The 24,197-nt window shown below is 43.7% G+C and carries 25 protein-coding genes and 1 riboswitch; of the genes, 19 read left to right on the plus strand and 6 right to left on the minus strand.

Annotation, left to right across the window (positions count from 1 at the left end; genetic code table 11):
* The first annotated feature begins 498 nt into the window (after nucleotides 1-498).
* Entirely contained in the window at nucleotides 499-1,614 is a 1,116-nt protein-coding gene (locus tag FFR60_RS14690) for a DUF4352 domain-containing protein (RefSeq protein WP_137664740.1), read from the plus strand.
* Entirely contained in the window at nucleotides 1,607-2,683 is a 1,077-nt protein-coding gene (locus FFR60_RS14695; RefSeq protein ID WP_088933675.1) for a YvbJ-related protein, read from the plus strand. The genes FFR60_RS14690 and FFR60_RS14695 overlap by 8 nt, the downstream gene beginning before the upstream one ends.
* 49 nt (nucleotides 2,684-2,732) lie before the next feature.
* Here the strand turns inward: FFR60_RS14695 and FFR60_RS22830 are convergent, their stop codons facing one another.
* From FFR60_RS22830 to FFR60_RS14715, 4 genes are all read right to left on the minus strand, one after another.
* On the minus strand, nucleotides 2,733-3,233 hold the full coding sequence (locus FFR60_RS22830) for a helix-turn-helix domain-containing protein (RefSeq protein WP_212741909.1): 501 nt from the start codon (nucleotides 3,231-3,233) through the stop codon (nucleotides 2,733-2,735).
* Nucleotides 3,234-3,307: 74 nt separating this feature from the next.
* The gene (locus tag FFR60_RS14705; RefSeq protein WP_137664741.1) at nucleotides 3,308-4,054 is read right to left on the minus strand and encodes a DUF2705 family protein; all 747 of its coding nucleotides are present in this window, start codon (nucleotides 4,052-4,054) and stop codon (nucleotides 3,308-3,310) included.
* Nucleotides 4,055-4,063: 9 nt separating this feature from the next.
* Complete coding sequence (locus tag FFR60_RS14710; RefSeq protein ID WP_137664742.1) at nucleotides 4,064-4,831, minus strand: hypothetical protein; 768 nt, start codon at nucleotides 4,829-4,831, stop codon at nucleotides 4,064-4,066.
* 1 nt (nucleotide 4,832) lies between these two features.
* On the minus strand, nucleotides 4,833-5,741 hold the full coding sequence (locus FFR60_RS14715) for an ABC transporter ATP-binding protein (protein ID WP_137664743.1): 909 nt from the start codon (nucleotides 5,739-5,741) through the stop codon (nucleotides 4,833-4,835).
* 184 nt (nucleotides 5,742-5,925) lie between these two features.
* Here FFR60_RS14715 and FFR60_RS14720 point away from each other — a divergent pair, with 184 nt between their 5' ends.
* The 12 genes from FFR60_RS14720 (at nucleotide 5,926) to FFR60_RS14775 (ending at nucleotide 17,924) form a co-directional block, all read left to right on the plus strand.
* Nucleotides 5,926-6,720 carry a TIGR00282 family metallophosphoesterase gene (locus FFR60_RS14720; protein WP_088933671.1) on the plus strand — a complete coding sequence of 265 codons (795 nt, stop codon included), beginning with the start codon at nucleotides 5,926-5,928 and terminating at the stop codon, nucleotides 6,718-6,720.
* A gap of 15 nt (nucleotides 6,721-6,735) precedes the next feature.
* Entirely contained in the window at nucleotides 6,736-7,122 is a 387-nt protein-coding gene (locus tag FFR60_RS14725; RefSeq protein ID WP_088933670.1) for a YlbF family regulator, read from the plus strand.
* Entirely contained in the window at nucleotides 7,122-9,677 is a 2,556-nt protein-coding gene (gene mutS / locus FFR60_RS14730; RefSeq protein WP_137664744.1) for a DNA mismatch repair protein MutS, read from the plus strand. The genes FFR60_RS14725 and mutS overlap by 1 nt, the downstream gene beginning before the upstream one ends.
* A 19-nt stretch (nucleotides 9,678-9,696) precedes the next feature.
* On the plus strand, nucleotides 9,697-11,697 hold the full coding sequence (mutL, locus tag FFR60_RS14735) for a DNA mismatch repair endonuclease MutL (RefSeq protein WP_137664745.1): 2,001 nt from the start codon (nucleotides 9,697-9,699) through the stop codon (nucleotides 11,695-11,697).
* A gap of 21 nt (nucleotides 11,698-11,718) precedes the next feature.
* A complete protein-coding gene (locus FFR60_RS14740) occupies nucleotides 11,719-12,276 on the plus strand; it encodes a Maf family protein (RefSeq protein ID WP_137664746.1) in 558 nt (185 codons plus the stop codon).
* 122 nt (nucleotides 12,277-12,398) lie between these two features.
* A complete protein-coding gene (gene msrB, locus FFR60_RS14745) occupies nucleotides 12,399-12,827 on the plus strand; it encodes a peptide-methionine (R)-S-oxide reductase MsrB (protein ID WP_137664747.1) in 429 nt (142 codons plus the stop codon).
* A 144-nt stretch (nucleotides 12,828-12,971) separates the two neighbouring features.
* Nucleotides 12,972-13,400 carry a CidA/LrgA family protein gene (locus FFR60_RS14750; protein ID WP_137664748.1) on the plus strand — a complete coding sequence of 143 codons (429 nt, stop codon included), beginning with the start codon at nucleotides 12,972-12,974 and terminating at the stop codon, nucleotides 13,398-13,400.
* Complete coding sequence (locus FFR60_RS14755) at nucleotides 13,381-14,079, plus strand: LrgB family protein (RefSeq protein WP_371853504.1); 699 nt, start codon at nucleotides 13,381-13,383, stop codon at nucleotides 14,077-14,079. Before FFR60_RS14750 ends, FFR60_RS14755 begins: the two co-directional genes overlap by 20 nt.
* 51 nt (nucleotides 14,080-14,130) lie before the next feature.
* Nucleotides 14,131-15,591: a helix-turn-helix domain-containing protein gene (locus FFR60_RS14760; protein WP_137664749.1), complete on the plus strand. Its 1,461-nt coding sequence runs from the start codon at nucleotides 14,131-14,133 to the stop codon at nucleotides 15,589-15,591.
* A 134-nt stretch (nucleotides 15,592-15,725) separates the two neighbouring features.
* Nucleotides 15,726-16,319, plus strand: a complete 594-nt coding sequence (gene ruvA / locus FFR60_RS14765) for a Holliday junction branch migration protein RuvA (RefSeq protein WP_088933663.1) — start codon at nucleotides 15,726-15,728, stop codon at nucleotides 16,317-16,319.
* A 13-nt stretch (nucleotides 16,320-16,332) separates the two neighbouring features.
* Entirely contained in the window at nucleotides 16,333-17,337 is a 1,005-nt protein-coding gene (ruvB, locus tag FFR60_RS14770; protein WP_088933662.1) for a Holliday junction branch migration DNA helicase RuvB, read from the plus strand.
* An 11-nt stretch (nucleotides 17,338-17,348) separates the two neighbouring features.
* A complete protein-coding gene (locus FFR60_RS14775) occupies nucleotides 17,349-17,924 on the plus strand; it encodes a TetR/AcrR family transcriptional regulator C-terminal domain-containing protein (RefSeq protein ID WP_088933661.1) in 576 nt (191 codons plus the stop codon).
* Nucleotides 17,925-17,926: 2 nt separating this feature from the next.
* Here FFR60_RS14775 and FFR60_RS14780 read toward each other — a convergent pair whose 3' ends face one another.
* On the minus strand, nucleotides 17,927-18,895 hold the full coding sequence (locus FFR60_RS14780) for a 2-hydroxyacid dehydrogenase family protein (RefSeq protein WP_137664750.1): 969 nt from the start codon (nucleotides 18,893-18,895) through the stop codon (nucleotides 17,927-17,929).
* A gap of 53 nt (nucleotides 18,896-18,948) precedes the next feature.
* Between FFR60_RS14780 and FFR60_RS14785 the strand changes: the two genes are divergently transcribed.
* The 3 genes from FFR60_RS14785 (at nucleotide 18,949) to thiT (ending at nucleotide 20,641) form a co-directional block, all read left to right on the plus strand.
* Nucleotides 18,949-19,407 (plus strand): low molecular weight protein-tyrosine-phosphatase, encoded by a 459-nt coding sequence (locus FFR60_RS14785; RefSeq protein WP_137664751.1) that lies wholly within the window; start codon nucleotides 18,949-18,951, stop codon nucleotides 19,405-19,407.
* Between the two features lie 64 nt (nucleotides 19,408-19,471).
* Nucleotides 19,472-19,834 carry a hypothetical protein gene (locus FFR60_RS14790; protein WP_088933658.1) on the plus strand — a complete coding sequence of 121 codons (363 nt, stop codon included), beginning with the start codon at nucleotides 19,472-19,474 and terminating at the stop codon, nucleotides 19,832-19,834.
* 69 nt (nucleotides 19,835-19,903) lie between these two features.
* Nucleotides 19,904-20,002: riboswitch (TPP riboswitch) on the plus strand.
* Nucleotides 20,003-20,053: 51 nt separating this feature from the next.
* Entirely contained in the window at nucleotides 20,054-20,641 is a 588-nt protein-coding gene (gene thiT, locus FFR60_RS14795) for an energy-coupled thiamine transporter ThiT (RefSeq protein ID WP_137664752.1), read from the plus strand.
* Between the two features lie 48 nt (nucleotides 20,642-20,689).
* On the opposite strand, the gene FFR60_RS14800 is transcribed toward thiT, so the two are convergent.
* On the minus strand, nucleotides 20,690-21,460 hold the full coding sequence (locus FFR60_RS14800; RefSeq protein ID WP_137664753.1) for a hypothetical protein: 771 nt from the start codon (nucleotides 21,458-21,460) through the stop codon (nucleotides 20,690-20,692).
* Nucleotides 21,461-21,726: 266 nt separating this feature from the next.
* Here FFR60_RS14800 and FFR60_RS14805 point away from each other — a divergent pair, with 266 nt between their 5' ends.
* Both FFR60_RS14805 and FFR60_RS14810 read left to right on the plus strand, forming a co-directional pair.
* A complete protein-coding gene (locus FFR60_RS14805) occupies nucleotides 21,727-22,431 on the plus strand; it encodes a class A sortase (RefSeq protein ID WP_137664754.1) in 705 nt (234 codons plus the stop codon).
* A 120-nt stretch (nucleotides 22,432-22,551) separates the two neighbouring features.
* Nucleotides 22,552-24,171, plus strand: a complete 1,620-nt coding sequence (locus tag FFR60_RS14810; RefSeq protein WP_137664755.1) for a patatin-like phospholipase family protein — start codon at nucleotides 22,552-22,554, stop codon at nucleotides 24,169-24,171.
* The last annotated feature ends 26 nt before the right edge of the window (nucleotides 24,172-24,197 follow it).

Raw genomic sequence — 24,197 nt, forward strand, 5'->3', positions numbered from 1 at the left:
CCAAACTTAGGAGTTAGCTGCGAGTCCCACTTCTTGCTTTAGCAAGATTAGCAGAATGGTATGCGCAACGACAATAAGAGCCTTTTTCCCGGTTCTGGAAAAAGGTTCTCCAAACTAGGAGTTAGCTGCGAGTCTCACTCCGTACAAAAATCAACAACCCCCCCTCCAAAAAACTGCCACTTTTATTTTCCTAAAAAATAAAGCATCAAATAAACATCAGCTTTCTTTAATTGTCAGGTTGAGAATTAAGAAATCGCGGGTGAATTCTTTATTTAGTTGATGGAAATTGAAAAGGAAAATGACAAATTAAATAGATTTAAATATTATAAGATCTTTATTTAACATTTTCCTCTATTAATTCTATTTGTTTTTTTAAAATCGATAGACTTGTTGTTAATTTCTTTAACCGTGTTGACGGAGAAGACTATTTCCGTATATCATATGGATAATAAGTGTTTTTTTATACGCTTAAAAATAAAATACATAGGAGGAAAACGCATGAAGAAGTTTAGGGTATTCAGCGGGTTTGTTTTGCTAAGCAGTTTGTTGTTGACGATGGCTGCCTGCTCAGGCGGCGAGACAAAAAAAGAGGAGAAAAAGGAGAATTCGGCGCAATCATCGAAGGTTGAATTGAGTGTCGAAGGAGGAAGCTATATCATCCCTGATGGGAAAAAGGTTGATGATACGACAGGCTTTCTGGCACTGGACATCAAAGTAAAAAACAAATCGAAGGACAAATTAGACGTGTCGTCTAGTGATTTTGCTTTGTATGATGAAGACGGGAAAAAGGTTTCTTCAGAGCATGTTTATGATTCCGAAGACAACTTTAAGGTCATGAGCAGCGAAAGTTTATCCGAAGATAAGAGTTTTACTGAACCATTGGTATTTGAAGTCAAGAAGGATGCGGAATACGAACTGCATTACAAACCAATGTATTACTCAGATGATGAAAAAGACGAAGGTGTGGAGCTGAAGCTCAATACGAAGAAATACAGCGATGACACCAAGGCAGTACAGGCGCTGATGAGCCAATACGTGACGAAGGTCTTTTATGGCTCCGATGAAGTGAAGGAAGAAGATAAGAAGGCGGCTGGAAAGCTTGAATTAGCCAATGATGTGGAAGCAGAACGCAAAGCCTTCAAAGAAGAAAGCAGCAACAGCTTGAAGGATGAATTCTCAGATTACGAGCCTTCTACGGCCGAGCTGGATAAAGTCATCACTCAGATTCAGCAGACCAATGCTGAAAAGGGCAAAGTGACTTACAGCTTCAAGGAATTTTTCCCAGAATCAGCGATGATCTACGTTCGTCCGGAAATGGTCTTTTTAGATGATGTGGACACAGAATCGATCACCGATAAATTCGTAGAGGAAAATGAAGGCAAATACACCGACTACACCAGTGTTTACCGTGACGCGGAAAAATATCTGCTGCAGGAATTGCCAGGCAAAATCAACGAGACGCCGATCAACACCGATAGCAATATGAACGGTGAAGGCTACCAAGTGAAATTGGTGAAAAAAGACGGCAAATGGGAGATCAACTCAGCCAACGAAAGCCGAAACTATTATTTCCAATCTATGAAAGCGGCCTTCAGAGGCGGACTTGATGACTAGAAAGACTGGAACGCTGGCAATTATTGCGCTCCTTGTGGTAATTGTTTTTGGCTTTATCAGCTATTCCAGTTATAAAAATAGTGAGGATGCCACGGTGGATCGGCTTGCGGCTGCTTTAATCGAAAATGATGAAGCGGCAGTCAAACAGTACATGCCGAGGTATTCAAACAAGAAAAAGATTTCAAAGGATGCACGAAACATATTTTACCAGCAGCTGAAAAAGCTGAAGCAGGAGCAAGTCGTCAAGCTGTTAAAAGATGAGGAGAACTTTTCGATTAAAGAAGGAGCTTCTTTTCTAAAACCGGCGCAGGTCTATCCGAATGCTCGCTTTTTGGTGATCGAGCTGCCTAAGGGAACCGAACTTCGGGCAGAGATCCAAGCACAGGAGATTTCCGGCGAATACGTCGAGGACTGGAACAAGTACACCTTTGGCCCCTTTTTACCGGGAAAGTATAAGGTCGCTTACGAAATGGCCCATCCAAAATTCGGTTCAAAAAAGGAAAAAGAAACGGTCGATCTCAAGGCAGAGGATCAGCGACTAACAGTCAAAGAAAATCACCTGTATGAGAACAATCCGAAATTCCAAAAGCATTTGCTGGCATCAGCGGTGAATTATTTTGATTCGTTGAATGAAGGCATTCGCGACGGCTTAAATGTATCGAGCCTGATCGCTTCAAAAGAGCACAAGGAAAATCTGCAAGCCAGTTTTGAAGAGCTGGAGCCTTATCTGGAAAGCTTTGACCAGCAATTTCAAACAGTCAAGATTGATTGCGATTCGATCGCTGTGAATGCGAGTCAGACCAAGGTTCAATTAGATCTATATACTGATCTCAAGCGTTCAATGAAGCTGGTGGAAGAAGTCGGGATCGATGAGACCCTGACCTCTGATAAGCAAAATGCCATCACTTCGTTTGTTTACGACGAGGATCAGAAAAAATGGCTCGTTGACGAGCTGGACTTCAGCACCTATCAGCAGGACCCGGAAAAATGGGAGCATGTCGAAAGCTACCGCGGCGACGCTGAAAAGAAAGCGCATTGGGGCAAAGAGTCCGCAGGCGATATCGTTTAAAAAAAGGGTGAGATAGCTGTTTATAGCAGCTATCTCACCCTTTTTGTGTTTATTCAGCAGCTGGTTGGCAACGATCCATTAAATAGAAAAACAACCACGGAATGAAGCCGATAATACTGGTCGCCGCTAACCAAGCGACCGTCAGCGGTTGAACGATGTCCAATACGCTCAAAAGACCAGAATCCAGATTTAAAACGGTGTTGATCAAAATAATCACTAGAAAAAAAGCAGTAGAAAGGATTGAAGCAGTAAAAAAGAAGACCTTTCCTCTTTTAGCTTTCAAGCCAGTTGAAGGCTTTTTCTCTTGAACTATTTCTTCCGACAGATCTTCTGCGGCGGGATTCGGGCCACCTTGGATCAGTTCTTCGACGGTGGTGTCCAAAGCAGCTGCCAGCAGGGGAAATGTTTGGACTTCTGGACAGCCCAGACCGCGCTCCCACTTTGAGACGGCACTATTTGTAACAAAAATTTTTTCAGCCAGTTCTTTTTGCGTCAGACCTTGGGCTGTGCGTAATTCTTTAATGTATTTTCCGATCGAGTTTTCTAACATTGTCTTTTCTCCTCAAGGCTTTTCTCTAGTTTAACGAAGAAAGGCTCTTTTTGCGTCCAACTTAAGCATGATTTTTAGTATTCCATGGTCTGGATTCTCCTCAGCGCTAAAAAATAAAAGAGCAATCCATAGCCAATACTCAAGCCAATCCCCAGCGGCAGCTCCTTAGCTGGAAGCGGACGTCCATTATAAAGCGAAAAGGCGTAATTATAAAATAGAAAGGAAAACTTTGAAACGAAGCCTGCCATAAACTGATTCACCAGATTGTCCACCAAAAGAAGCAGCAAGCCGATTCCCATCGTAAGCGCGACATTTTTCGTATAAAGACACAACAGCACGGCGGCGATGCAGGTGGTCAATAGCGGAACAAGCGTCAAAAGAATGTTGCCAAGGGCTTGGTTGATGTCGAGAAGAACGAAGTCAAAGCCATTCAACAAACCGCTGACGAAAAAGGCAAAAAGGCTCATCATCAGCACGCTGCTAACCATCAAAATAACTAAATAAAGCAGCTTGCTGTGAAGAAGTTGTTTTTTAGAAAGACCATTCAATAACGGTAAATGAAAAGTTCCCGCGGTCTTTTCCAAGTTGATCGCAAAAGCAGCCAACAATAAAAAGAACAATGGGCCAATCAAAGCAGCCTGCAGCTGCAGCGAATAAATCAAGAATTTTCCGCCAGCATAGGCCTTGGCAAAATCATTTTGCGGATTCTGCCGAAAGGACAGGCATTCGGAGGTGATAATGAAGGCATAAGCGAGCAGGTATAGCACAAAGGCTTTTTGCCGCAGAGCCTGCACTAATTGAAAACGTAATAAACGAGACATCGGGTACTCCTATCTATCAAAGGTTATTTTATTTCTGCGAGACACGATCAGCAGGTAAAGCAAAACGGAATAAAGCAAGAAAATCAGCAATCCCGGCCAAATCTCCGCCAGCTGCAATGACCGAAATTCATATTTAATAACCCACTCATAAGGATAATAAAGCGGGAAAAAGCGCGCTGCCTGCGGGACTTCCTGATTGAGAAAGCCAAAAAGCATTAAAAATAAAAACGTTTCGCCCACTACTATGATCGTCTGCTTGGCATAACAGGCCAACAGGATCAAAAGCAGCTCAAGCGGCAGGAAAGAAAGTGCGACCAAAGCATATTTGCTCAAGCTCTGGGCCAAAATCGGAGTCGTTAAGATTTCTCCGCCCCAACGAAAAAACGCGACGATATAAACAATCAAAGCGATCGCCGCTACCATTACGAATGAAAAAAGGCAAAGCATCCCAATTTTGGCATCAAGCACTTCCTTTTTGGTTCGTCCATGAAGCAGCGGCTGCACCAGCAGTCCCGCCTGTCGATCTTCGCAGATATAAAGGGCGGTAATGATCGCCATGAACAAGGCACCGACATTGGTGGAATAAAATCGCAGCATAAACTCAGGAAAATAGCTGCCCCCAAGGATTCGTTCATCCGCATCAACTAAAGGCCGCAATTCTGCAGTGGTCAACAGTCCAGAATAGGCGATCACCGCCAAAACAAACAATGCCAGAAAAAAATACACTAATCTCTGCTGGAAAATTCGTCTTAGTTCCATTCTTGTCATAAGCGTCATCTCAATCCCACCCCTCCGTCAGTTCAATAAAGCGATCCTCCAAACTCTTTTGCCGGATGCTGAGCTGCTGAATGACTTGTCCGCTCGTTACTAACTGTTTTAAAAAGGCATCAAAGGAGATTTCTTTAAGCCTCACACTAAAATCTGCTTCATTTTCCTGAAGGATTTCGACCGTTGCCAGCCTCTGCAGCCATGATCGTCCTTTTTGCTGATCGCAAAAGGCTAACTGGATCAAGGAGTTGTCCGACTGGATCAGCTCCTTTGTTTTCCCATGAATGAGGCACTTCCCTTTATTTAAGATCAGGACATCGGTACACAAGTGCTCCATGTCAGAAAGCTGGTGAGAAGAGATGATAAATGTCACCTTCTGCTCGGCTAATGTGCGAATCAGCTGATAAAGCTTGCGCATTCCTTGCGGATCTAGGCCGTTGGCCGGCTCGTCCAGAATAATCAGCTTAGGGTCATGGATCAACGCGCGGGCTAAGGCTAGGCGCTGCTTCATCCCCAGTGAATAATGCTTCACCTTCTTGGTCGTTTCCTCGGAAAGTCCCACCAGCTCGAGTAAGGCCAGCAGCTTTTCTCGGCTGATCTGATCATGAAGCTTGGCGATATAGGCCAGATTTTCGAAAGCAGTAAATTCATTATAAAAAGCCGGAGTATCTAAAGACGCTCCGACTAATCGCAGAGCCTGCTTCGGATTCGACTCTAAAGAGATGCCATCAATCAAAATATCGCCAGTCGTTTTACCGATCAGGTTTGTCAGCATTTTTAAAGTGGTTGTTTTGCCGGCACCATTTGGCCCCAGCAGTCCCAAGATACTTCCTTTTTCAATCTCAAAGTTTAAGTCCGTTACAACGGGCTTGTTTTTATAGCTCTTCGTTAAGTTTCTTACACTGATTGCAGTATCCATAAATCCCTCCATATCGTTTTATCCAGTGTACGTACTGCTGTTGCCAGCCGCAATCGACGCTTCGTCGAATGGACTCGACTTCCCAATTGCCGGCTTCTAACCAGTCCGTTGAAAGGAATCTTTTATTTTCAAGCAAAAACAACTATAATAAGACAAGATGCTTAACTAGAGAAGGGGAAAAAAAGTGCGCTTACTATTCATTGGAGATGTTGTTGGTTCGTTAGGCCGGCAGATGCTGAGCGATTATTTACCGCGCTTAAAGAAGAAATACCATCCACAGTTGACGATCGTCAACGGCGAGAATGCGGCAGCAGGTCGCGGAATCACGGAAAAAATCTATAAGAAATTTTTGCAAGACGGTGTCGATGTTGTTACGATGGGGAACCATACATGGGACAATAAAGCGATTTTTGAGTTTATTTCTGACGCGAAGAAAATGATCCGACCGGCGAATTTTCCAGAAGGGACGCCAGGCAAAGGTCATTTGTATGTAAAGGTGAATGATCTGGAACTAGCGATCATCAACCTGCAGGGGCGCTCCTTTATGACGGATTTGGATGATCCTTTCCGCATTGCTGATCAGCTGATCACAGAAGCGCAGAAACGTACCCCTTATATTTTCGTTGATTTCCACGGTGAAACGACGAGTGAAAAGCAGGCGATGGGCTGGTTTGCGGATGGTCGGGTCTCAGCGGTAGTCGGGACTCATACCCATGTCCAAACCAATGACGCGCGCATTTTGCCAAAGGGCACGGCTTATTTGACGGATGTCGGGATGACGGGGCCTTATGACGGTATTTTAGGTATGAAAAAAGAGCCGATCATTGAAAAATTTTTAACTGCGCTGCCGCATCGCTTTGAAGTGATCGAAGAAGGCCGCACGGTGCTGTCCGCTTGTGTGATCGACATTGATAAAAATGGTCACGGACAAAAAATCGAAACGATCGTCATCAACGAAGATCGTCCATTTAGAGAATAGAAGCAGAGGGATAAAATGAATCTAGCAAATGAAGCCGCCGTCGAAGCGGCTTTATCTCATTTAACAGCATTATTAGGTGAAAATGAAGTAATCGTCCGTTTCCAGCAGCTTAAAAAGCGCGTAGCGGAAAACGACACACTTCAAGAATTAGAAGAAGGTATCAAAGCCGCACAAAAAGACGCGGTCCAATTTGCCCATTACGGCAAGCCGGAAGCAGAGCGGGAAGCACTGAAAGAGGCCGATCGTCTGACGAAAGCCTTCGATCAGCATCCATTAGTGATCGCCTACCGTGAACAGCTATTTGAAGCCAATGACCTGCTTCAGCATTTGACCACTATGATCCAAAAAGAAGTCAATGCGGCATTAGAAGCAGATGAATCTATCGAGGAAGGAGAGCAATAATGCCTCAAAAAACGAAAAATACGCCAATGATGGAACAATACTTGGCGATCAAGGAACAATATAAAGACGCTTTTCTGTTTTATCGTCTTGGAGACTTTTACGAGCTCTTCAACGAGGATGCGATCAAGGTTTCCCAGCTATTAGAACTAACATTGACCAGCCGCAATCGCAACGCCGATGATCCGATCCCCATGTGCGGAGTGCCGCATCATTCGGCGCAAGGCTATATCGATACCTTAGTCGAACAGGGATATAAGGTCGCGATCTGCGAACAAATGGAAGACCCGAAACAAGCCAAGGGTATGGTCAAACGCGAAGTCGTCCAATTAATCACACCCGGGACTTTGATGGAAGGCAAAGGCATCGAAGCCAAAGCCAACAACTTCTTGACCGTGGTCACTCAAGTCAAAGACAAATTCGGCTTTGCCTATGTCGATCTTTCGACAGGCGAGTTAAAAACAGCCCTATTGCATGACGAAGAAGCCGTCATGAATGAAGCAACAGCCCTGCAAACAAAAGAGATCGTCTTAGGCAGCGAGATTCCCGAAGGCCTGCAGAAAAATCTGGCAGAACGCCTTGGTTTGGTCTTCTCTCAACAAGAAACGATCGAAGACAATGCCGAGTTCAGCTTCTTAACAGCCGACATCACCGATGAACTGGAAAAAGAAGCAACAGGCAAACTGCTGACTTATCTATCAGTAACGCAAAAACGCAGCTTAGGTCATATCCAAAAAGCGGAAGAATATCAGCCGGAGCATTTCCTGAAGCTGGATTACTTCTCAAAGACCAACTTGGAATTGACCCGCTCGATCCGTACTGGAAAAAAACAAGGAACACTCTTGTGGTTACTAGATGAAACGAAAACCGCGATGGGCGGACGCTTGTTGAAGCAATGGATCGATCGTCCTTTGATCCAAAAACGCCAGATTAACGCCCGTCAAGCGATGGTGTCTTCTTTATTAAACGCTTATTTTGAACGGATGGATTTGAACGAAACATTGACGAAGGTTTATGACTTGGAACGCTTAGCTGGCCGAGTTGCTTTTGGCAACGTCAACGGCCGCGATTTGATTCAATTGAAGACTTCTTTGATGCAAGTACCGCAGATTCGTCAATTATTAACCGGCATCAACCAAGGTGAGTGGAACGATCTTTTAGTAGACATGGAACCGATGGATGACTTGGTAAACCTGATCGAAAAAGCCATCAACGATGAAGCACCGCTGCAAATCACTGAAGGAAATGTCATTAAAGACGGCTACAACGAGCAATTAGATCAATACCGCGAAGCAATGAAAAACGGCAAGACATGGCTGGCAGAATTGGAAACCCGTGAACGTGAAGCAACCGGGATCAAAACGCTGAAAGTCGGCTATAACCGCGTGTTCGGCTACTATATCGAGATCACGAAATCAAATCTTGCCAACCTAGAAGAAGGCAAATACGAACGCAAGCAAACCTTAGCCAACGCGGAACGTTTCATCACGCCGGAACTGAAAAAACTAGAGACCTTGATTTTAGAAGCCGAAGAAAAATCGGTCGCGCTGGAATATAATCTCTTCCTAGAAGTCCGCAACGAAGTCAAAAAAGCTATTACGCGTCTGCAAAAATTAGCCAAAAGCTTGAGTGCGACCGATGTGCTGCAAAGCTTCGCGACTGTCAGTGAACGTTATCAATATGTGCAGCCGACGATGGAAGTCGGGACCCACAATTTACAGATTACAGAAGGGCGCCATCCGGTGGTAGAAAAAGTGCTGGGCCATCAAGAGTACATTCCAAACAGTGTCCACATGAACCCAGATGAACTATTGCTGCTGATCACTGGACCGAATATGTCCGGAAAAAGTACTTACATGCGTCAGCTTGCTTTGACTGTGATTATGGCGCAGATGGGATGCTTTGTCCCAGCGGAAAGTGCCGAGCTGCCGATTTTTGATCAGATATTTACTAGAATCGGTGCCAGCGATGACCTGATCGCCGGTCAATCTACCTTCATGGTGGAAATGATGGAGGCCAATCAAGCCTTGCGCCACGCTACACCTAACAGCTTGATCCTCTTTGATGAGTTGGGCCGCGGCACAGCGACCTACGACGGAATGGCTTTAGCCCAAGCGATCATTGAGTACATCCATAAAAATGTCAAAGCCAAAACACTATTTTCAACCCATTATCACGAGTTGACCGTTTTGGAAGAAACCTTGCCGCAGTTGAAAAATGTACACGTTGGCGCGGTAGAGCAAAATGGCGAAGTCGTCTTCCTGCACAAATTAATGGATGGTCCCGCTGATAAGAGTTACGGGATTCACGTAGCGAAGATTGCTGGAATGCCGACTGATCTGCTTTCCCGCGCGGCTACGATTTTATCCGCTTTAGAAGCTGACACACCTGTGCAGAAAAATGTAGAGGTCGCTGAAGAAAATGAACAGCTTTCTTTATTCAGCGAAGTTTCCACCGCTGAACTGGGTGTGGTAGACAGCATCAAGAAAGCCAATTTGCTTGAAATGAACCCGATGGAAGCATTAAACTTCCTATACGAATTACAAAAACGGATTTAACTTTACGAGGAGGAATTCGATGGGAAAAATCCAAGAATTATCCGAACGCTTAGCCAATCAGATCGCCGCCGGAGAAGTGGTTGAACGTCCAGCATCAGTCGTCAAAGAATTAGTCGAGAACGCTCTTGATGCGAAAGCGACGCAAATCGATATTTTGATCGAAGAAGCCGGCTTGAAAAAAATCCAGATCGTAGACAACGGCGAAGGCATCAGTCAAGACGATGTCGAGAATGCTTTTAAGCGCCACGCTACTAGCAAGATCCACAATCGCGACGACCTGTTCCGCATTCGAACATTAGGTTTCCGCGGTGAGGCCTTGCCGTCGATCGCCTCTGTTTCTGAGATGACCTTGGAGACTGCGACGGCTGACGAAACACAAGGTTCTTATCTCTTTTTAAAAGGCGGCAAGATCGAAGAACAACGCCCAACTTCCTTACGGACAGGTACGAAGATCACTGTTGAAAATTTGTTTTTCAATACACCCGCCCGCTTAAAATACGTGAAGAGCCTTCAAACCGAACTGTCAAACATCGGCGACATTGTAAACCGAATGGCTTTAAGTCATCCGAATGTCGCCTTTCGCTTAGTTCATGATGGACACAAAATGTTGAGCACCAGCGGCAGCGGAGATTTAAAACAAACCCTCGCCGGAATCTATGGTGTGGCAACTGCGAAAAAAATGTTAAAGGTCGAAGCCAAAGACTTGGACTTTACCCTAAACGGCTATGTTTCGCTGCCAGAGGTGACACGGGCAAGCCGCAATTACTTATCCGTGATCATTAATGGCCGCTATATCAAGAACTATGCGCTGAACAAAGCGATCATCAACGGCTACCAGTCAAAATTGATGGTGGGACGTTTTCCAATCGCAGTCCTTGAGATTACGATGGACCCGTTGTTAGTCGATGTGAACGTTCATCCAACTAAACAAGAAGTCCGCTTATCAAAAGAAAAAGAATTGATGGAACTGATCAGCCGCGGGATCGCCGAAAGTTTGCGTCAAATCAATCTGATCCCTGATGTAGGCGAGAATCCCAGCTTCAAACGCAAGGTCGAAAAAATCCAAACGGAACAATTAGACTTGCCGTTAGAGGAACAGCCGAAGAAAAAAAGTGATCTGAATTACGATCCTAAGACCGGGATCTTTTATGTCGAACCAAAAGAACCTGAAACTATTGAAACAGCGGTACCTTTGAAAGAAGAGATCGTCGAAAAAACAATGACTGTCCCATTGGAAACCGAGCAAGAAAAAGCTTCAATCGTAGAAGAAACATCAGAGCCCTTGATGGAAGAACCTGCGCCTGTTGAAGAGGAAGTTTATGAAGAAACAGCCAGCTCCGATCATCCCGAATTTGATCTAAGCACCCAATCCGGCGAAAAAGTGATCGAACAAGCCATCACGAAGCTGGAAAAGGAACAGCCGAAAGAACGTTTTCCAATGTTGGAATACTTTGGTCAAATGCATGGAACATATCTTTTTGCCCAAAGTAAAGACGGCTTATACATCGTTGACCAGCACGCGGCACAAGAACGGATCAAATACGAATACTTCCGCGAAAAAATCGGTGATGTATCTGACGATCTGCAAGAGTTGCTGGTACCTTTTGTCTTGGATTATCCCAGCAACGATGCCATCAAGCTGAAAGAGCAGACGGAATTATTGCAAGAAGTCGGCATCTATTTAGAAGAATTTGGCCCCAACAGCTTCATCGTGCGGGCCCATCCGACTTGGTATCCGGCAGGACAAGAAGAAAGTATCATTCGTGAGATGATCGATATGCTGCTGATCACCGGTTCCGTCAGTGTGAAAAAATTCCGTGAAGCAACCGCGATCATGATGAGCTGCAAGCGATCCATCAAAGCCAATCATCATTTGAATGAAGCGCAGGCGCGGGTTTTATTGACGGATTTAGCTCAATGCGAGAATCCTTTCAATTGCCCCCACGGTCGTCCGGTACTGATTCACTTCAGCAACAGCGACATGGAGCATATGTTCAAACGCATCCAAGATCCTCACTAGATAAAAAAGGAGCACGAAATCATGACAGTTATCTTAGCTTCACAATCGCCAAGACGACGAGAACTATTGAGCTGGCTGATTACGGATTTTTCGATCCAGCCGGCGGATATTGATGAAGAGGTCAAAGATCAGTACGCACCGAAGGAATACGTGATGGAAATGGCGCGGCAAAAAGCAGCCGTAGTGGCTAATGAGCATCCCGAGGCCTTGGTCATCGCCAGTGATACCGTAGTGGTATTGGGCGAAGAAATCTTGGGCAAGCCCAAGAGCCGCGAAGAAGCTTTCGGCATGTTAAAAAATATGAGCGGCGGCAGCCATCTGGTTTATACCTCAGTCGTTCTGAAAAAGGAAGAGCAGTTGAGCGAAGAGCTGTCTTCTGCCACGGTGACCTTTTATGATCTGACCGATGATGAGATCAATCGTTATCTCGATAGCGATGACTACAAAGACAAAGCCGGAGCATATGGAATCCAAAATGGTGCCGGGGTCTTCGTTAAAAAGATCGAAGGCGACTATTACAGCATCGTCGGATTCCCGGTGGGTGTAGTGAATCAAATGCTGAAAAAATTTAATTATTAAACATCGAGTGATTGTTCGGTGTTTTTTTTCATAAATAAAGTTGGATATGAGCAAATTCTTCGTAACTTTTCGTCAGCGAGCGTATGCTTAGCGTGAAGTAATCTTGAAAGAGGGGATGAATCATGGAACGAGAAGAATTGAAAAAGAAACTCTCGCCAATGGAGTACGCAGTCACGCAGGAGAATGCGACAGAGCGTCCATTTTCTGGCAGGTATGATGACTTTTATCAAAAGGGTATCTATGTCGATGTCGTCAGCGGTGAGCCGTTGTTTTCTTCGAGCGACAAATACGACGCCGGTTGCGGCTGGCCTGCCTTTAGCCGTCCAATTGAAAAACGCGGCGTTGCTGAGAAAGCTGACTTTTCACACGGCATGCACCGAGTCGAAGTCCGCAGCAAGGAAGCGGATTCTCATTTAGGCCACGTGTTCAATGACGGTCCGCAAGATCAAGGTGGTTTGCGCTATTGTATCAACTCTGCAGCTTTGCGCTTTATTCCAGTCGATGAGATGGATGAAGCTGGCTATGGCGACTATAAAAATATCGTGAAATAAAAATGGTGAATTTATCTAAGAGCTGAGGCAAGGTGCCTCGGCTTTTTTTTCAGAAAATGTAAGAAATACAAACAAAACTTGGAGAAGGGACGTTTATTTTTTCGCTATACTAGAAATATCCTATTTTTAGAAAAGGCGATAGCTATGAAGATGTTTAAAGAATTAAGTTTGTTATTACTCTATTCCATAATTGGAGAAGGGGTACGGATATTTTTTCATTTGCCGGTGCCGGGAAGTATCATCGGCATTTTGCTCTTATTTCTCTCTTTCCAAACCAAGCTTTTGAAACCATCAGCCATTGAGGATACCGCAAACTTTTTATTGAATCATTTGACGATTTTATTTGTACCGGCAGGTGTCGGGTTAATGCAATATTACGGAGCAATCAAATATACTTGGCCAATTCTGCTCGGCGCAGTCGTATTGTGCTCGCTCGTATCACTTATCGCTGTTGGCAAGACAGCGGAATTTGTCGAAAAGATCAGCATGAAGAGTCGTGAAGAAAAAGCCCGTTTAGTTGAAAAAGTCGAAAAAATCCGAGGTGAAGCAGATGATCTCAGCGCTGGCGAGTAATCCGCTGTTTGGCCTTGCCCTTACGTTATTGATTTATACCTTGATGGAAAAGCTGTTGAGCAAAGTCAATGTTCCTTTTATCAATCCGTTGATTGCTAGCGTGGTAATCATCATTGTTTTGTTGAAATTCAGCGGTATCAGCTACAAAGAGTATAATATGGGCGGCAACCTATTTACCATGATGATTACACCTGCGACCGTCGCGTTAGCCTTGCCGCTGTACCAGAATTTCGACAAGCTCAAGAAATACTTTCTGCCCGTCGTTTTGGGAACACTGGTTGGTGTCGTCCTCAATTGCTTGTTAAGTGTCGGGATCGGCCGCCTGTTTTCATTGAATCATGGGATCGTCGTTTCCTTGCTGCCAAAATCTGTGACGACAGCGATCTCTGTTGATCTCTCCAGTCAAATGGGCGGCATCTCACCAGTAACATTGGCGATCGTTGTCTCCACGGGTATTTTTGGTGCTTTGGTAGGAACCAAGGTTTTTCAAATTTTCAACATCAAGAGTCCGATCGCTCAAGGGATTGCTCTAGGCAGTACCTCACATGCAATCGGCACCGGACGGGCAATTGAGATTGGGGAGCTGGAAGGTATTTTGGCAGGCCTATGTATTTGTGTCAACGGCATAGTGACTGTGGCGCTGCTGCCGCTTTTGTTCCGTTTGTTCGAAGGTCTTTAGTAACTACTCCTTGCGCTCTTTTGCTAAAATAGAGCGTGAAGGAGTTTTTTTATGTATCTTAAAGCGCTGGAATTAGAAAATTACGAAAAAGATCTTTACTTTGGCGTCCGTTTGCTGGAAGTGCTAAATGACGGAGGCTCACATAAAAAAAGCGACTTGGCCGCGGCAGTAGGTTTAGATGCCCGCAGTGTGCAGCGCTTGTTGGAAGAATTAAATAAAAATTATCATCGTTTTACTGAGACGGATTTAGCTTTATTTGAAAAAGAAGGCAATCATTATCGTCTGCTGATTGCGGATCAAACGATGGAGCAAAATCAGTTTTTGGTGGATTTGATCCGCCATTCTTTGTCTTATCGCGTGTTAAATCTATTGATCTCCGGAAAGGCCCGGACAGTCAAAGAATTAAGTGAAAAACTGTTTCGCAGCGAGTCCACGATTCGCCGCAAATTAAAGGAGCTGAAACAAGAGCTACTGCCGCTGCAATTAACGATCGAACGCGGGAAAGTTCTTTTTGAAGCACCGGAGTCCGTTGTGCGAATGTATTTATCTGTCTATTATTGGCGTTTATTCCGCGGAAAGGATTGGCCGTTTGCGCCGTTGCAGCATGAACTAGTCGGAAAAATTAGCCAAGCGATTCAACAATTTTTTCAAGTAGCGTTAAATCCTATCAAAGAGCAGCGGCTGGAATATTTAGTAGCGGCTCACTTATTACGAGAAGTTCAAAACTATTCGTTAGAGCAAAACACAGCCAGTCAAAAAACACTGGCCAATGACGCGCTTTTCCAAGAATTTTATCACCATATAAAGGCAACCATGCCGACTTATTTTCACAAGGAAGAATCAATCGGCAACTTGTTTTTGAATTTATTGACGCGGGAAGAATATTATCATGCTCCAGCCATCACCCAAAAAATTCATTGTTTGCTAGCAAAGCCGCCCTTTTTAGTGATGGATGAGGTCGATGCGATGTACCGACTTTTGGAAAAGAAAATCAACGATCATACTACTTGGGAAAAATTTCAGAGCTTGCAGGCGGAAAACTATTTGATCAGCGGGCATCTTTATCATCGTCTATTTCCGATGATCCGTTTTAATATCAACGGCAAAGCTTTTTGGACTAAGATCACGCAGCAGCAACCGCAGCTGGCAGCATTTGTGACGGAAATTTTATCGGATCAAGGCGGCAGTGAATCGATTTTGTTTGGCCGCTATCTATCGGTCTTGCGCCGCCTGCCTGAATTGACTGCAAAAAAAGTTGTACGGATCTTTTTACAGACGGATCTGCCAGAGTTTGAAGAAACTATCTTAAAAGAAGATTTGCGGCGATTTTTAATGAATGACTTTCAAGTTGTTTTTGGAGAGACCTTAGAGGACAGCGACTTGTGTTTAACAACGAGTCTGCTTTATGAGGACGAAGACGTTCCGACACTGGCGATCACGCAGGAACTGCGGATGGCTGATTATTTTGCTTTATTACAGTTGTTGCAAGGATTCGGCGGTAAGAGTTTTTAACCGCCGTCTTTTGTGCTAAAATAATGAGAACATATGTGCAGAAATGCCAACCCAAACTTAACTATTCTATAGGTGTTAGGTGAATGCTCGGCAAACTAAAAAAATGCATATTACATATCAAGAAAGGATCAATTATGTACGAATATATTACAGGTCGTTTGACCTTCATCAGCCCCAGTTATGTGGTGCTGGATGTAAATGGTATCGGCTATCAAATCGCGTTAGGAAACCCTTATCGCTATAGCAGCAAAATGGAACAATCCGTGACGATCTATGTACAGCAGATCATTCGCGAGGATGCTCATTTATTATACGGCTTTGAAACTTTAGCTGAAAAAGAACTGTTTTTACGGCTGCTTTCTGTTTCTGGAATCGGACCAAAAAGCGGACTGGCGATCATGGCAAATGAAGATCACCAAGGCTTGATCCAAGCAATCGAAGCCGGCGATGTGACCTATTTGACGAAATTCCCAGGTGTCGGTAAAAAAACTGCGCAGCAAATGGTCTTGGATTTGAAAGGCAAACTGACTGAGTTGGTCGAAGATCCAATGTCCTTATTTTATGAAGGCAATGATGATACGGCTCTGGCTGAAGCGATGGAAGCCTTGCAGGCGTTAGGCTATAGTCCAAAAGAAATCAAAAAAGTCGAAAAAGTGCTGGAGAAGGAATCCTTGCCAAATACCGACGATTACTTGCGGGCAGCTTTGAAATTAATGATGAAGAAGTAGGAGGACGAGATAGATGGATGAAGAACGTTTGCTTTCACCCGATGCGGATGAAAGTGATAAGAGTTTAGAAAAATCACTGCGTCCTCGGTACCTTGCACAATACATTGGACAGGATAAGGTCAAACAAGAGCTGTCAATCTACATCGAAGCGGCAAAGAATCGGCAAGAAGCCCTCGACCATGTTCTGCTGTATGGACCACCTGGTTTAGGGAAAACAACGATGGCAATGGTGATTGCCAATGAAATGGACGTACAGATTCGTTCCACTAGCGGACCAGCAATCGAACGACCGGGTGATCTGGTAGCGATTTTGAATGAACTGGAACCGGGAGATGTTTTATTTATTGATGAAATTCATCGTTTGCCTCGGGTTGCGGAAGAAACTTTATATTCAGCGATGGAGGATTATTACGTAGATATTATGGTGGGACAAGGACCGACAGCCCACCCAGTACATTTTCCGTTGCCGCCGTTTACGTTAATCGGAGCGACTACACGAGCAGGAATGCTGTCAGCGCCTTTGCGTGATCGCTTTGGCATCATCTCTCATATGGAATATTACAAAGAAACGGATCTGCGAGAGATTGTGCTGCGCTCGGCGGATATTTTTCAAACGGAGATCGTGGAAGAAGGTGCGGTGGAGATCGCTCGTCGTTCACGGGGCACACCGCGGATCGCCAATCGTCTGCTGAAGCGGATTCGTGATTTTGCTCAGGTTCAATCTGATGGGGTAATCAATCAAGAAATTGCCGATCAGGCTCTGGGGTTATTACAAGTTGATAAAGCCGGCTTGGATTATGTCGATCAAAAATTAATCAAAACGATGATTGAGCTGTATCATGGCGGACCGATCGGACTAAGTACCTTAGCGGTCAACATCGGTGAAGAACGTGAAACTGTGGAAGATATGTACGAACCTTATCTGATTCAAAAAGGATTTATCAAACGAACACCACGAGGACGCATGGCGACCCCGTTAGCTTATGAACATTTTAATTATCCTTATCAACAAGCATAGAAGGTGAAAAAATGGCGGAAGGAAAAGCGACCAAAGAAACATTTGTCCAAGCGTTAGTCGCGTTGTGCCAAGAAAAAAGTTACGATAAAATCACTGTTCAAGATATCAGTCAACAGGTCAGCTTGAACCGCCAGACATTTTATTATCATTTTAAGGACAAAAATGATCTGCTCCACTACGCGTATTATCAGCGTGGATTGCAGTATCTAGTCTCCGATGAACTGGTATTGACGAATTGGGAAGAATCCGTTTTGAAAATGTTGAAAGAGATGCAAATCTGTCATCAGTTCTATTTGAATACCGTGCAGGCAAAGCCGGAAGTGTTAACGAAAGAGTTCAATGAATTGGCGCAGCGTCTATTCGTTCGTCTATTTGACGAAGTCGATCAAGAAGGGGAACTTTCTCAAACCGATAAAGAATTTTATGCCCGCTTTTTGGCTCATGGCTGCGGCGGGATTTTGATCGACTGGCTTTTAGCCGGAGCGGACCAGCCGCCGATCACGATTGCGGCACAATTGTTTCGTTTTGCTAAAGATATTGAATTTTTCGCCTACCGTTTATATGAAAAAGACTGGAACGAGCGTTAAGCTCAATCCAGTCCATTTACGATATGTTTAATTGGTTCTTGGTTGAAAAGGGCAATCGCATTTTTTGCGACGATCTCTGCCATTTGATCTCGGGCTTCCACACTAGCGTTGCCGATATGCGGTGTTAAGACGACATTTCTCAGTTCTTTTAAGCCGTCAGTCACCTTTGGTTCGAACTCATAGACATCCAAGGCGGCTCCGGCAATTTGTTTGTCCTGCAATGCTTGAAGCAAGGCCTTTTCATCAATCAATGGCCCGCGTGCCGCGTTGATCAAAAAGGCACTGTCTTTCATTTGTTTAAAGGTTTCACTGGTTAATAGATGACGAGTATCCTCTGTTAAAGGTGTGTGCAGGGTCAAAACATCGGCTTGACGAATCACTTCATCTTGAGAAGCATACGTCGCCTGTAATTTTTCCTCCAGCTCAGGGGCTAATGGATGACGTTGGTTATAGATGATTTTCATACCAAAAGCCGTCATCATCTGCGCCAAGGCTTGACCGATCTGACCCATACCGATGATTCCTAAAGTCTTATCCTTTAATTCATGACCTAGGAAGAATAATGGAGCCCAGCCATCAAATCCTTTGCCATGCATCAAATGATCTCCCTCAACGATTCGGCGAGATAAGGCGATGATCAAACCCGCGGTCAATTCTGCTGTCGCATTGGTGGAGACTACCGGAGTGTTCGTTACATAGATTTTCTGCTCTTTTGCATAAGTGGTGTCGATATTATTGAAGCCGGCTCCAAAATTTGCGATCAATTTTAGTTGTGGTGCGGCATCAATGACCTCACGATCAACTTGCGTAGAGAGCGGACAAATCAAAACTTCACAATCAGCGACATTTTCAATCAAATCTTTTTTCGAGATTAAACCGTCGCCTTCATAGACCTTATATTCAAGTGCCGCTTCTTTTAACAGTTTTGTGCCAAGCTCAGGCAGTTTGGCGGAAAGATAAATTTTACTCATTTACGATCCCTCGTTTCATTTCGATAAATTGACTATAGCACAGGAGGAATGACATGAAAAAGATTCTATTTGTTTGTATGGGAAATATTTGCCGCTCACCGATGGCCGAAGCGATTTTCCGTGACGCTTTCCAGAAAAATCAAGAAGATCAGTTCCAAGTTGATTCAGCAGCGACAAGCCGCTGGGAGGTCGGCAATCCGCCCCATCAAGGAACACAGAAGATATTGTCGCAGCATCACATCTCTACTAAGGGAATGCGTGCACGCCAAGTAACAACAGAAGATTTTTATGATGCTGATTATATCATCGGCATGGATCAAGATAATGTCGCTGACTTAGAAGCAATCGCCCCAAAAGGTACTGAAAACAAAATTTATTTATACCTGGATCGGGTACCGGGACATGTCGGTGAAAGTATTCCAGATCCATGGTACACCGGCAATTTTGAAGAAACTTATGATTTAGTTCAAAAAGGTTTAAACGAATGGTTAACTTTTTTTGAATTGGACTAGATTCCTTGTTTTTTCTTCCAAATTTAAGTAAAATCAAACTACGCTCTTGATAGGAGGAAGCTGAATGACTAAAAACGAGAAGCCCAAAAAGAATTTAATCAAGCTGTTTTCGAATTCATCGTATCGTTTCATCTCGGATTTTTTGAATGATTCTGCTGAGAAACGCGCCCAAGAGCAAGCCAACGAGAACATTTTTCTTAAACTGAAGATGGCAGCTCTACAGAATAGTTTAGTGGTCATGCAGGTTCAAGACGAAAAAGACGAAGAAAAATTTCAAACGATCTCAGGCTGGCTGCCTAAAGTAGTGACGAATGAATCCATCGTTATTCGTACGCAAGATAATCAGTTAGTGATGCTGACGATTGATCGGATCAAGAAGGTAACGACCTTGTCACCAAGCGGCGATCAAGAAAGTATTTCACGATAAAAGTATTTCATACCTTTACGAGTGAGCAGACATCTGCTATACTCGGGAGGTACTAAAAAATAGAATAATACTGTCGCAAAGGGGAGCCCTCGGGCTGAGATTGAGATTACTCTAAACCCTAGTACCTGTTTCGGTTATTCGAGCGTAGGAATTGTGATGAAGTAATGATAGTTACTTCTCCTTTGTGGACTGTATGTTCAAAAGGAGGAGTTTTTTTATATGTATAAAACAAGAATTTTAGTGGAAGGTACTGTGGTAGCGGCCCTTTCGTTGGTATTATCCTTTATTCCAACGACCATCGGCAGCAGCTTTACGATTTCACTGGGGATGATCCCCATGACACTGTTTGCATTGCGAAGAGGATTCAAGCCGGCCTTAATGTCGGCATTCATCTGGGGAATTTTACATTTTCCCGCGAGCCAAGTGGTTTACCTGAGCGTTGTTCAAGTGTTGATCGAGTATCCGATTGCTTTTACTTTTGCCGGATTTGCCGGACTATATGCAAAGAAGGTTCAAAAAAGTTTGGTCGCACAAGATATGTGGAACGTTCGAAAGAATATTGTATTGGGTTCCTTTGTGGGGACTGGTGCAAGATTTTTCTGGCATTTTATTGCCGGGGTAGTATTTTGGGGCAGCTACGCTCTGTGGGGGATGAATCCGTGGATATTCTCGCTTGTCATGAATGGCGTCAGCGGTTTGGCAACAGCAGTAGTAACCGCGATCGTCGCAGTCTTAGTTGCAGAAAAAGCACCGCAGCTGTACTTGCCGAAAGATGGTAATTTGATCCAAAAGCAAAGTCATCAATAAATAATAAAAGCATTTGTCCTTACCGGACAAATGCTTTTTTGCTCAATATTAACGGAATGAGAAGACGGGATCATCATTTTCGACTTCCAAGGACCACAACTGTTTGGAAGTGTCGTAAATGATCTCTGCAATTCGCTGTTCCTTTTTATAATTTCTTGGACTGCGGCGCCAACCTTTTTCATCAGATAAAAAAATCGGAATATGGTAGCTCTTATTTTTTAGTTCCGCCAGGTCTAAGCAAAAAATAGCACCCTCTTGCAAGATCGGATATAATTCTTTCAATAGTTCACCGTCCAATGGTGCAACAGAAGAGCCGCGGCGGAAAAACGAGCGCCGATCATTGACTTTCTCTAAGACGATTCGTGTCAATTTGCTGGCAAGGATGCGATAAAATTCATCCAAGTAACGGTAGTATACACGCATTGTTTCGTTGCCTAAGTTGAAGTAAACGAAATTATTTTGCAGCTTATAGAAAAAAGGAGAATGCAGATGTGTCCGCATATGTCCAAAATATAGTAATTCTGAGATTTCTAATGGTGTCAGCTCTTTCAGCATTGCCAAATCATTAAAATCGATCCATTTCAGACCTTTTGATTGAGTGAAGATTTTATTAGTAAAAAATTGTTGAACTTGTTCCGGACTATTAATGATTTTTAAACCTGTGTGGGGCTCGTATTCGCCAGCTTCTGCAACAGGGTCTAGCAATAATAAGTGCTTAGGTTTGTGGACGATTCCGTCAACAAAATCATTGGGTGAAAAACCTTTTGAGAGCACAGCATTACTTGTGGAATCAATATAAGCAAATAACGTATCTGGCACAAATGTTCACCCTTTCTAATAGTCGTCACAACCATTTTAACCCAATAATAAAAAAAAAGCTCGTATCTTTTATTTTAAAATTAGATTACAAAAGTCTTAAAAGATGCAACATTGAAGCACCTTTTTAACAATTAAAATCATTTTAATAAATAACAACTTTCTAATGCACTTATTTCTTTTTTAATTTTTTCTCTATAATGTGGCAGTAGCGTCACGGGATGAAATGGAATATGATATTATTAACAGGAGAATGCGGGAGGATTGAGATGAAGAAAAAAAGAAATTGGCTAATAAATATTTTTCTTTTCTTATTGCTATTAGTAGGGTTAGCCTTGATTTTTAACAATCAAATTAAGTATTTTTTAATGCAATATAATGGTGATCGCTATGCAGTAGCGAAAATGGATCGTTCTGAAATCGATCAAAATATGGAAAAAGATGCTTCATTTGATTTTGACGCCGTGCAGCCGGCTAGTACGGAGGCAATGTTGCAAGCGCAATTAAACAATAAACGCTTGCCGGTTATCGGCGGAATCGCGATTCCATCTGTTGAAATAAATTTGCCGATTTTTAAAGGACTGTCCAACGAAGTGCTTCTATATGGTGCTGGGACGTTGTCGCCAGACCAGAAAATGGGTGAAGGTAATTATGCGTTGGCAAGTCACCGCGCTGATCGTCCAGGACTTTTATTTACACCGCTTGAAAGTGTTAAAGAAGGCGATATGATTTATTTAACCGATTTGCACAACATCTATACTTATAAGACAACGCTGAGAGTTCGTGTACAGCCGACAGAAGTAAAATATTTGGATGTGCAGCCGGACAAACAGCAGATAACGCTGATCACCTGTGGGGAGATCGAGGGTGTGACACGGATCATTGTTCAAGGCGATTTGGTGGCTATGACACCAGTCAATAATGCTACGGATACAATGCGCAAGGCTTTTGAAATGGAGCAACGGACATATTAGCAACGATTTATTATTCAGAAACTTCAAGGTCCGCCTTGAAGTTTTTTGTTGCGGGAAAATTTCTGCTATACTAAAGCCAACATGCTGAATATCGTTTCACAGCAAATCCGGGAGGAAGCGATGGAACTTAAAAAAATTTATTTATCAGACTTGTCGGCAGCTTGGGATAAATTTCAACAGTCACATTTGCTATTTCCTTTTTACCGTTCCCATAGTCAAGCGCGTTCGGAGTTTTTAGCAGCGGTCAAGCGAGGAAACGGCTATTGGATTCAACGCAAATCACACTGGCTGCTAGTAGACAAGATTGATGAAGGTGACACCTGGCGGATCAATAATTTACTGATCTCAACGGATCTTGGCTGGCAGACAGCTTTTTTATGGTTAGAAAATGCGGCTCGCCAAAAATTTAAACGTGTGTTGGTTTTGAATCTTGAGGCCAACTTGATTTTACAGCAATGGTTAACTGCTCAGGGCTACCGATTAGTAGAGAACGTTTGGCGAAAAGAGCTGGTCTATCATACAGGTTTGGTGTTGGGCGGAGGCGGCGCTCGCGGTGCGTATCAAATTGGTGTTTGGAAGGCGTTGTTGGAAAAAGATATTCAATTTGAAGTAATCACTGGAACCTCGGTCGGCGGATTGAATGGCGCATTGATTGCGCAAGGAGATTATAATCAGGCGTTAGCACTATGGGAAGAGATCGAAACGGATAAAGTGCTGGATATTACCTTCAAAGAAGTTGAAGAGTTGGATTTTACAGCGCAAGTCGATCAGCTGCGAACCTTTATTCGAACCTCTTTACAGCAGCGGGGAGTCTCTTCAGAACCACTTAGACGGTTACTGGAAGAGCGGCTAGAGGCGCAAAAAATTCATGCTGGCTGTCCTTTTTATGTCGTCACGACAAAGGTTCCTGTTTTCCAAGAAATAGTAGTACCGATTCATAAGTGTCCAGAAGAAGAGATCATCGATTGGCTGCTGGCCTCCTCAGCCTTTTTTCCAATGATGGCAATGGCGAAAATCAAAGGTGAGCTCTATGTAGATGGCGGATATCGTAATAATTTACCAGTGGACGTTGCGTTGCAAACACCAATAACTGAGTTGATCGTGGTGGATGTTCATGGACCTGGATTTGATAAAAAATATCGCTTGCCGGCTGAAACTGCCGAATTAGTATTAGCGAGCCCGTGGAGTTTAGGAGACCTATTATTATTCCAAAGCGACCGCTCATCAGAAAATATCGATTTAGGCTATTTAGAGACTAAACGTGCTTTTGGCGAATTGCAGGGGTATCGCTATTTTTTCAGCCGTCATGCTGATTTTGAAGCGATAACCAAAGCTTTTTTTCGTTATCTCCAAAACAAGCTTGCGGTAGATATGAAGGCACTTTATCCAGAACTGCAGAAGTTTTTCCGCCAAAGCGTGCCGATAGAAATGCTTAGTTTAGCATTCTTAGAATTTTTTGCTTACTGGGTGAATGTTTCGCCGGTGAAGGTTTTTACACCTGAGCAATTTATCGAGACGATCCTAAAGCAGTTTGAAATGCCGGTCAAATTGAACGCAGTCTTTTCGGTTCAGGAGCAAATTGAAGACTTCATCGAAAACCATAATGTTTTCTCAGATTACTATCGGGTTCTACAAATTTACCAGCTGAAAGGATCGCCGGAAACGGCTTATCGGCGTTGGCCGATTCCAACCTTGCTGGCACTTTTTTTTAGGTATATACGTAATGAGGAAATAACCTGATGCTTCAAAAACATAAGCTTATTAAT

Origin of the sequence: Enterococcus hulanensis (assembly GCF_005405485.1) — a bacterium.
Taxonomy (GTDB): Bacteria; Bacillota; Bacilli; order Lactobacillales; family Enterococcaceae; genus Enterococcus_A; species Enterococcus_A hulanensis.

Excerpts from the sequence above, each read along its gene's own strand:
- FFR60_RS14710 (WP_137664742.1), bottom strand. The coding sequence starts at position 4,831 with ATGACGCTTATGACAAGAATGGAACTAAGACGAATTTTCCAGCAGAGA.
- thiT (WP_137664752.1), top strand. The coding sequence starts at position 20,054 with ATGTATAAAACAAGAATTTTAGTGGAAGGTACTGTGGTAGCGGCCCTT.
- mutS (WP_137664744.1), top strand. The coding sequence starts at position 7,122 with ATGCCTCAAAAAACGAAAAATACGCCAATGATGGAACAATACTTGGCG.
- FFR60_RS14785 (WP_137664751.1), top strand. The coding sequence starts at position 18,949 with ATGAAAAAGATTCTATTTGTTTGTATGGGAAATATTTGCCGCTCACCG.
- FFR60_RS14810 (WP_137664755.1), top strand. The coding sequence starts at position 22,552 with ATGGAACTTAAAAAAATTTATTTATCAGACTTGTCGGCAGCTTGGGAT.
- ruvB (WP_088933662.1), top strand. The coding sequence starts at position 16,333 with ATGGATGAAGAACGTTTGCTTTCACCCGATGCGGATGAAAGTGATAAG.
- FFR60_RS14760 (WP_137664749.1), top strand. The coding sequence starts at position 14,131 with ATGTATCTTAAAGCGCTGGAATTAGAAAATTACGAAAAAGATCTTTAC.
- FFR60_RS14750 (WP_137664748.1), top strand. The coding sequence starts at position 12,972 with ATGAAGATGTTTAAAGAATTAAGTTTGTTATTACTCTATTCCATAATT.
- FFR60_RS14780 (WP_137664750.1), bottom strand. The coding sequence starts at position 18,895 with ATGAGTAAAATTTATCTTTCCGCCAAACTGCCTGAGCTTGGCACAAAA.
- FFR60_RS14690 (WP_137664740.1), top strand. The coding sequence starts at position 499 with ATGAAGAAGTTTAGGGTATTCAGCGGGTTTGTTTTGCTAAGCAGTTTG.
- FFR60_RS14775 (WP_088933661.1), top strand. The coding sequence starts at position 17,349 with ATGGCGGAAGGAAAAGCGACCAAAGAAACATTTGTCCAAGCGTTAGTC.
- msrB (WP_137664747.1), top strand. The coding sequence starts at position 12,399 with ATGGAACGAGAAGAATTGAAAAAGAAACTCTCGCCAATGGAGTACGCA.
- mutL (WP_137664745.1), top strand. The coding sequence starts at position 9,697 with ATGGGAAAAATCCAAGAATTATCCGAACGCTTAGCCAATCAGATCGCC.
- FFR60_RS14705 (WP_137664741.1), bottom strand. The coding sequence starts at position 4,054 with ATGTCTCGTTTATTACGTTTTCAATTAGTGCAGGCTCTGCGGCAAAAA.
- FFR60_RS14695 (WP_088933675.1), top strand. The coding sequence starts at position 1,607 with ATGACTAGAAAGACTGGAACGCTGGCAATTATTGCGCTCCTTGTGGTA.
- FFR60_RS14715 (WP_137664743.1), bottom strand. The coding sequence starts at position 5,741 with ATGGATACTGCAATCAGTGTAAGAAACTTAACGAAGAGCTATAAAAAC.
- FFR60_RS22830 (WP_212741909.1), bottom strand. The coding sequence starts at position 3,233 with ATGTTAGAAAACTCGATCGGAAAATACATTAAAGAATTACGCACAGCC.
- FFR60_RS14725 (WP_088933670.1), top strand. The coding sequence starts at position 6,736 with ATGAATCTAGCAAATGAAGCCGCCGTCGAAGCGGCTTTATCTCATTTA.
- ruvA (WP_088933663.1), top strand. The coding sequence starts at position 15,726 with ATGTACGAATATATTACAGGTCGTTTGACCTTCATCAGCCCCAGTTAT.
- FFR60_RS14805 (WP_137664754.1), top strand. The coding sequence starts at position 21,727 with ATGAAGAAAAAAAGAAATTGGCTAATAAATATTTTTCTTTTCTTATTG.
- FFR60_RS14790 (WP_088933658.1), top strand. The coding sequence starts at position 19,472 with ATGACTAAAAACGAGAAGCCCAAAAAGAATTTAATCAAGCTGTTTTCG.
- FFR60_RS14740 (WP_137664746.1), top strand. The coding sequence starts at position 11,719 with ATGACAGTTATCTTAGCTTCACAATCGCCAAGACGACGAGAACTATTG.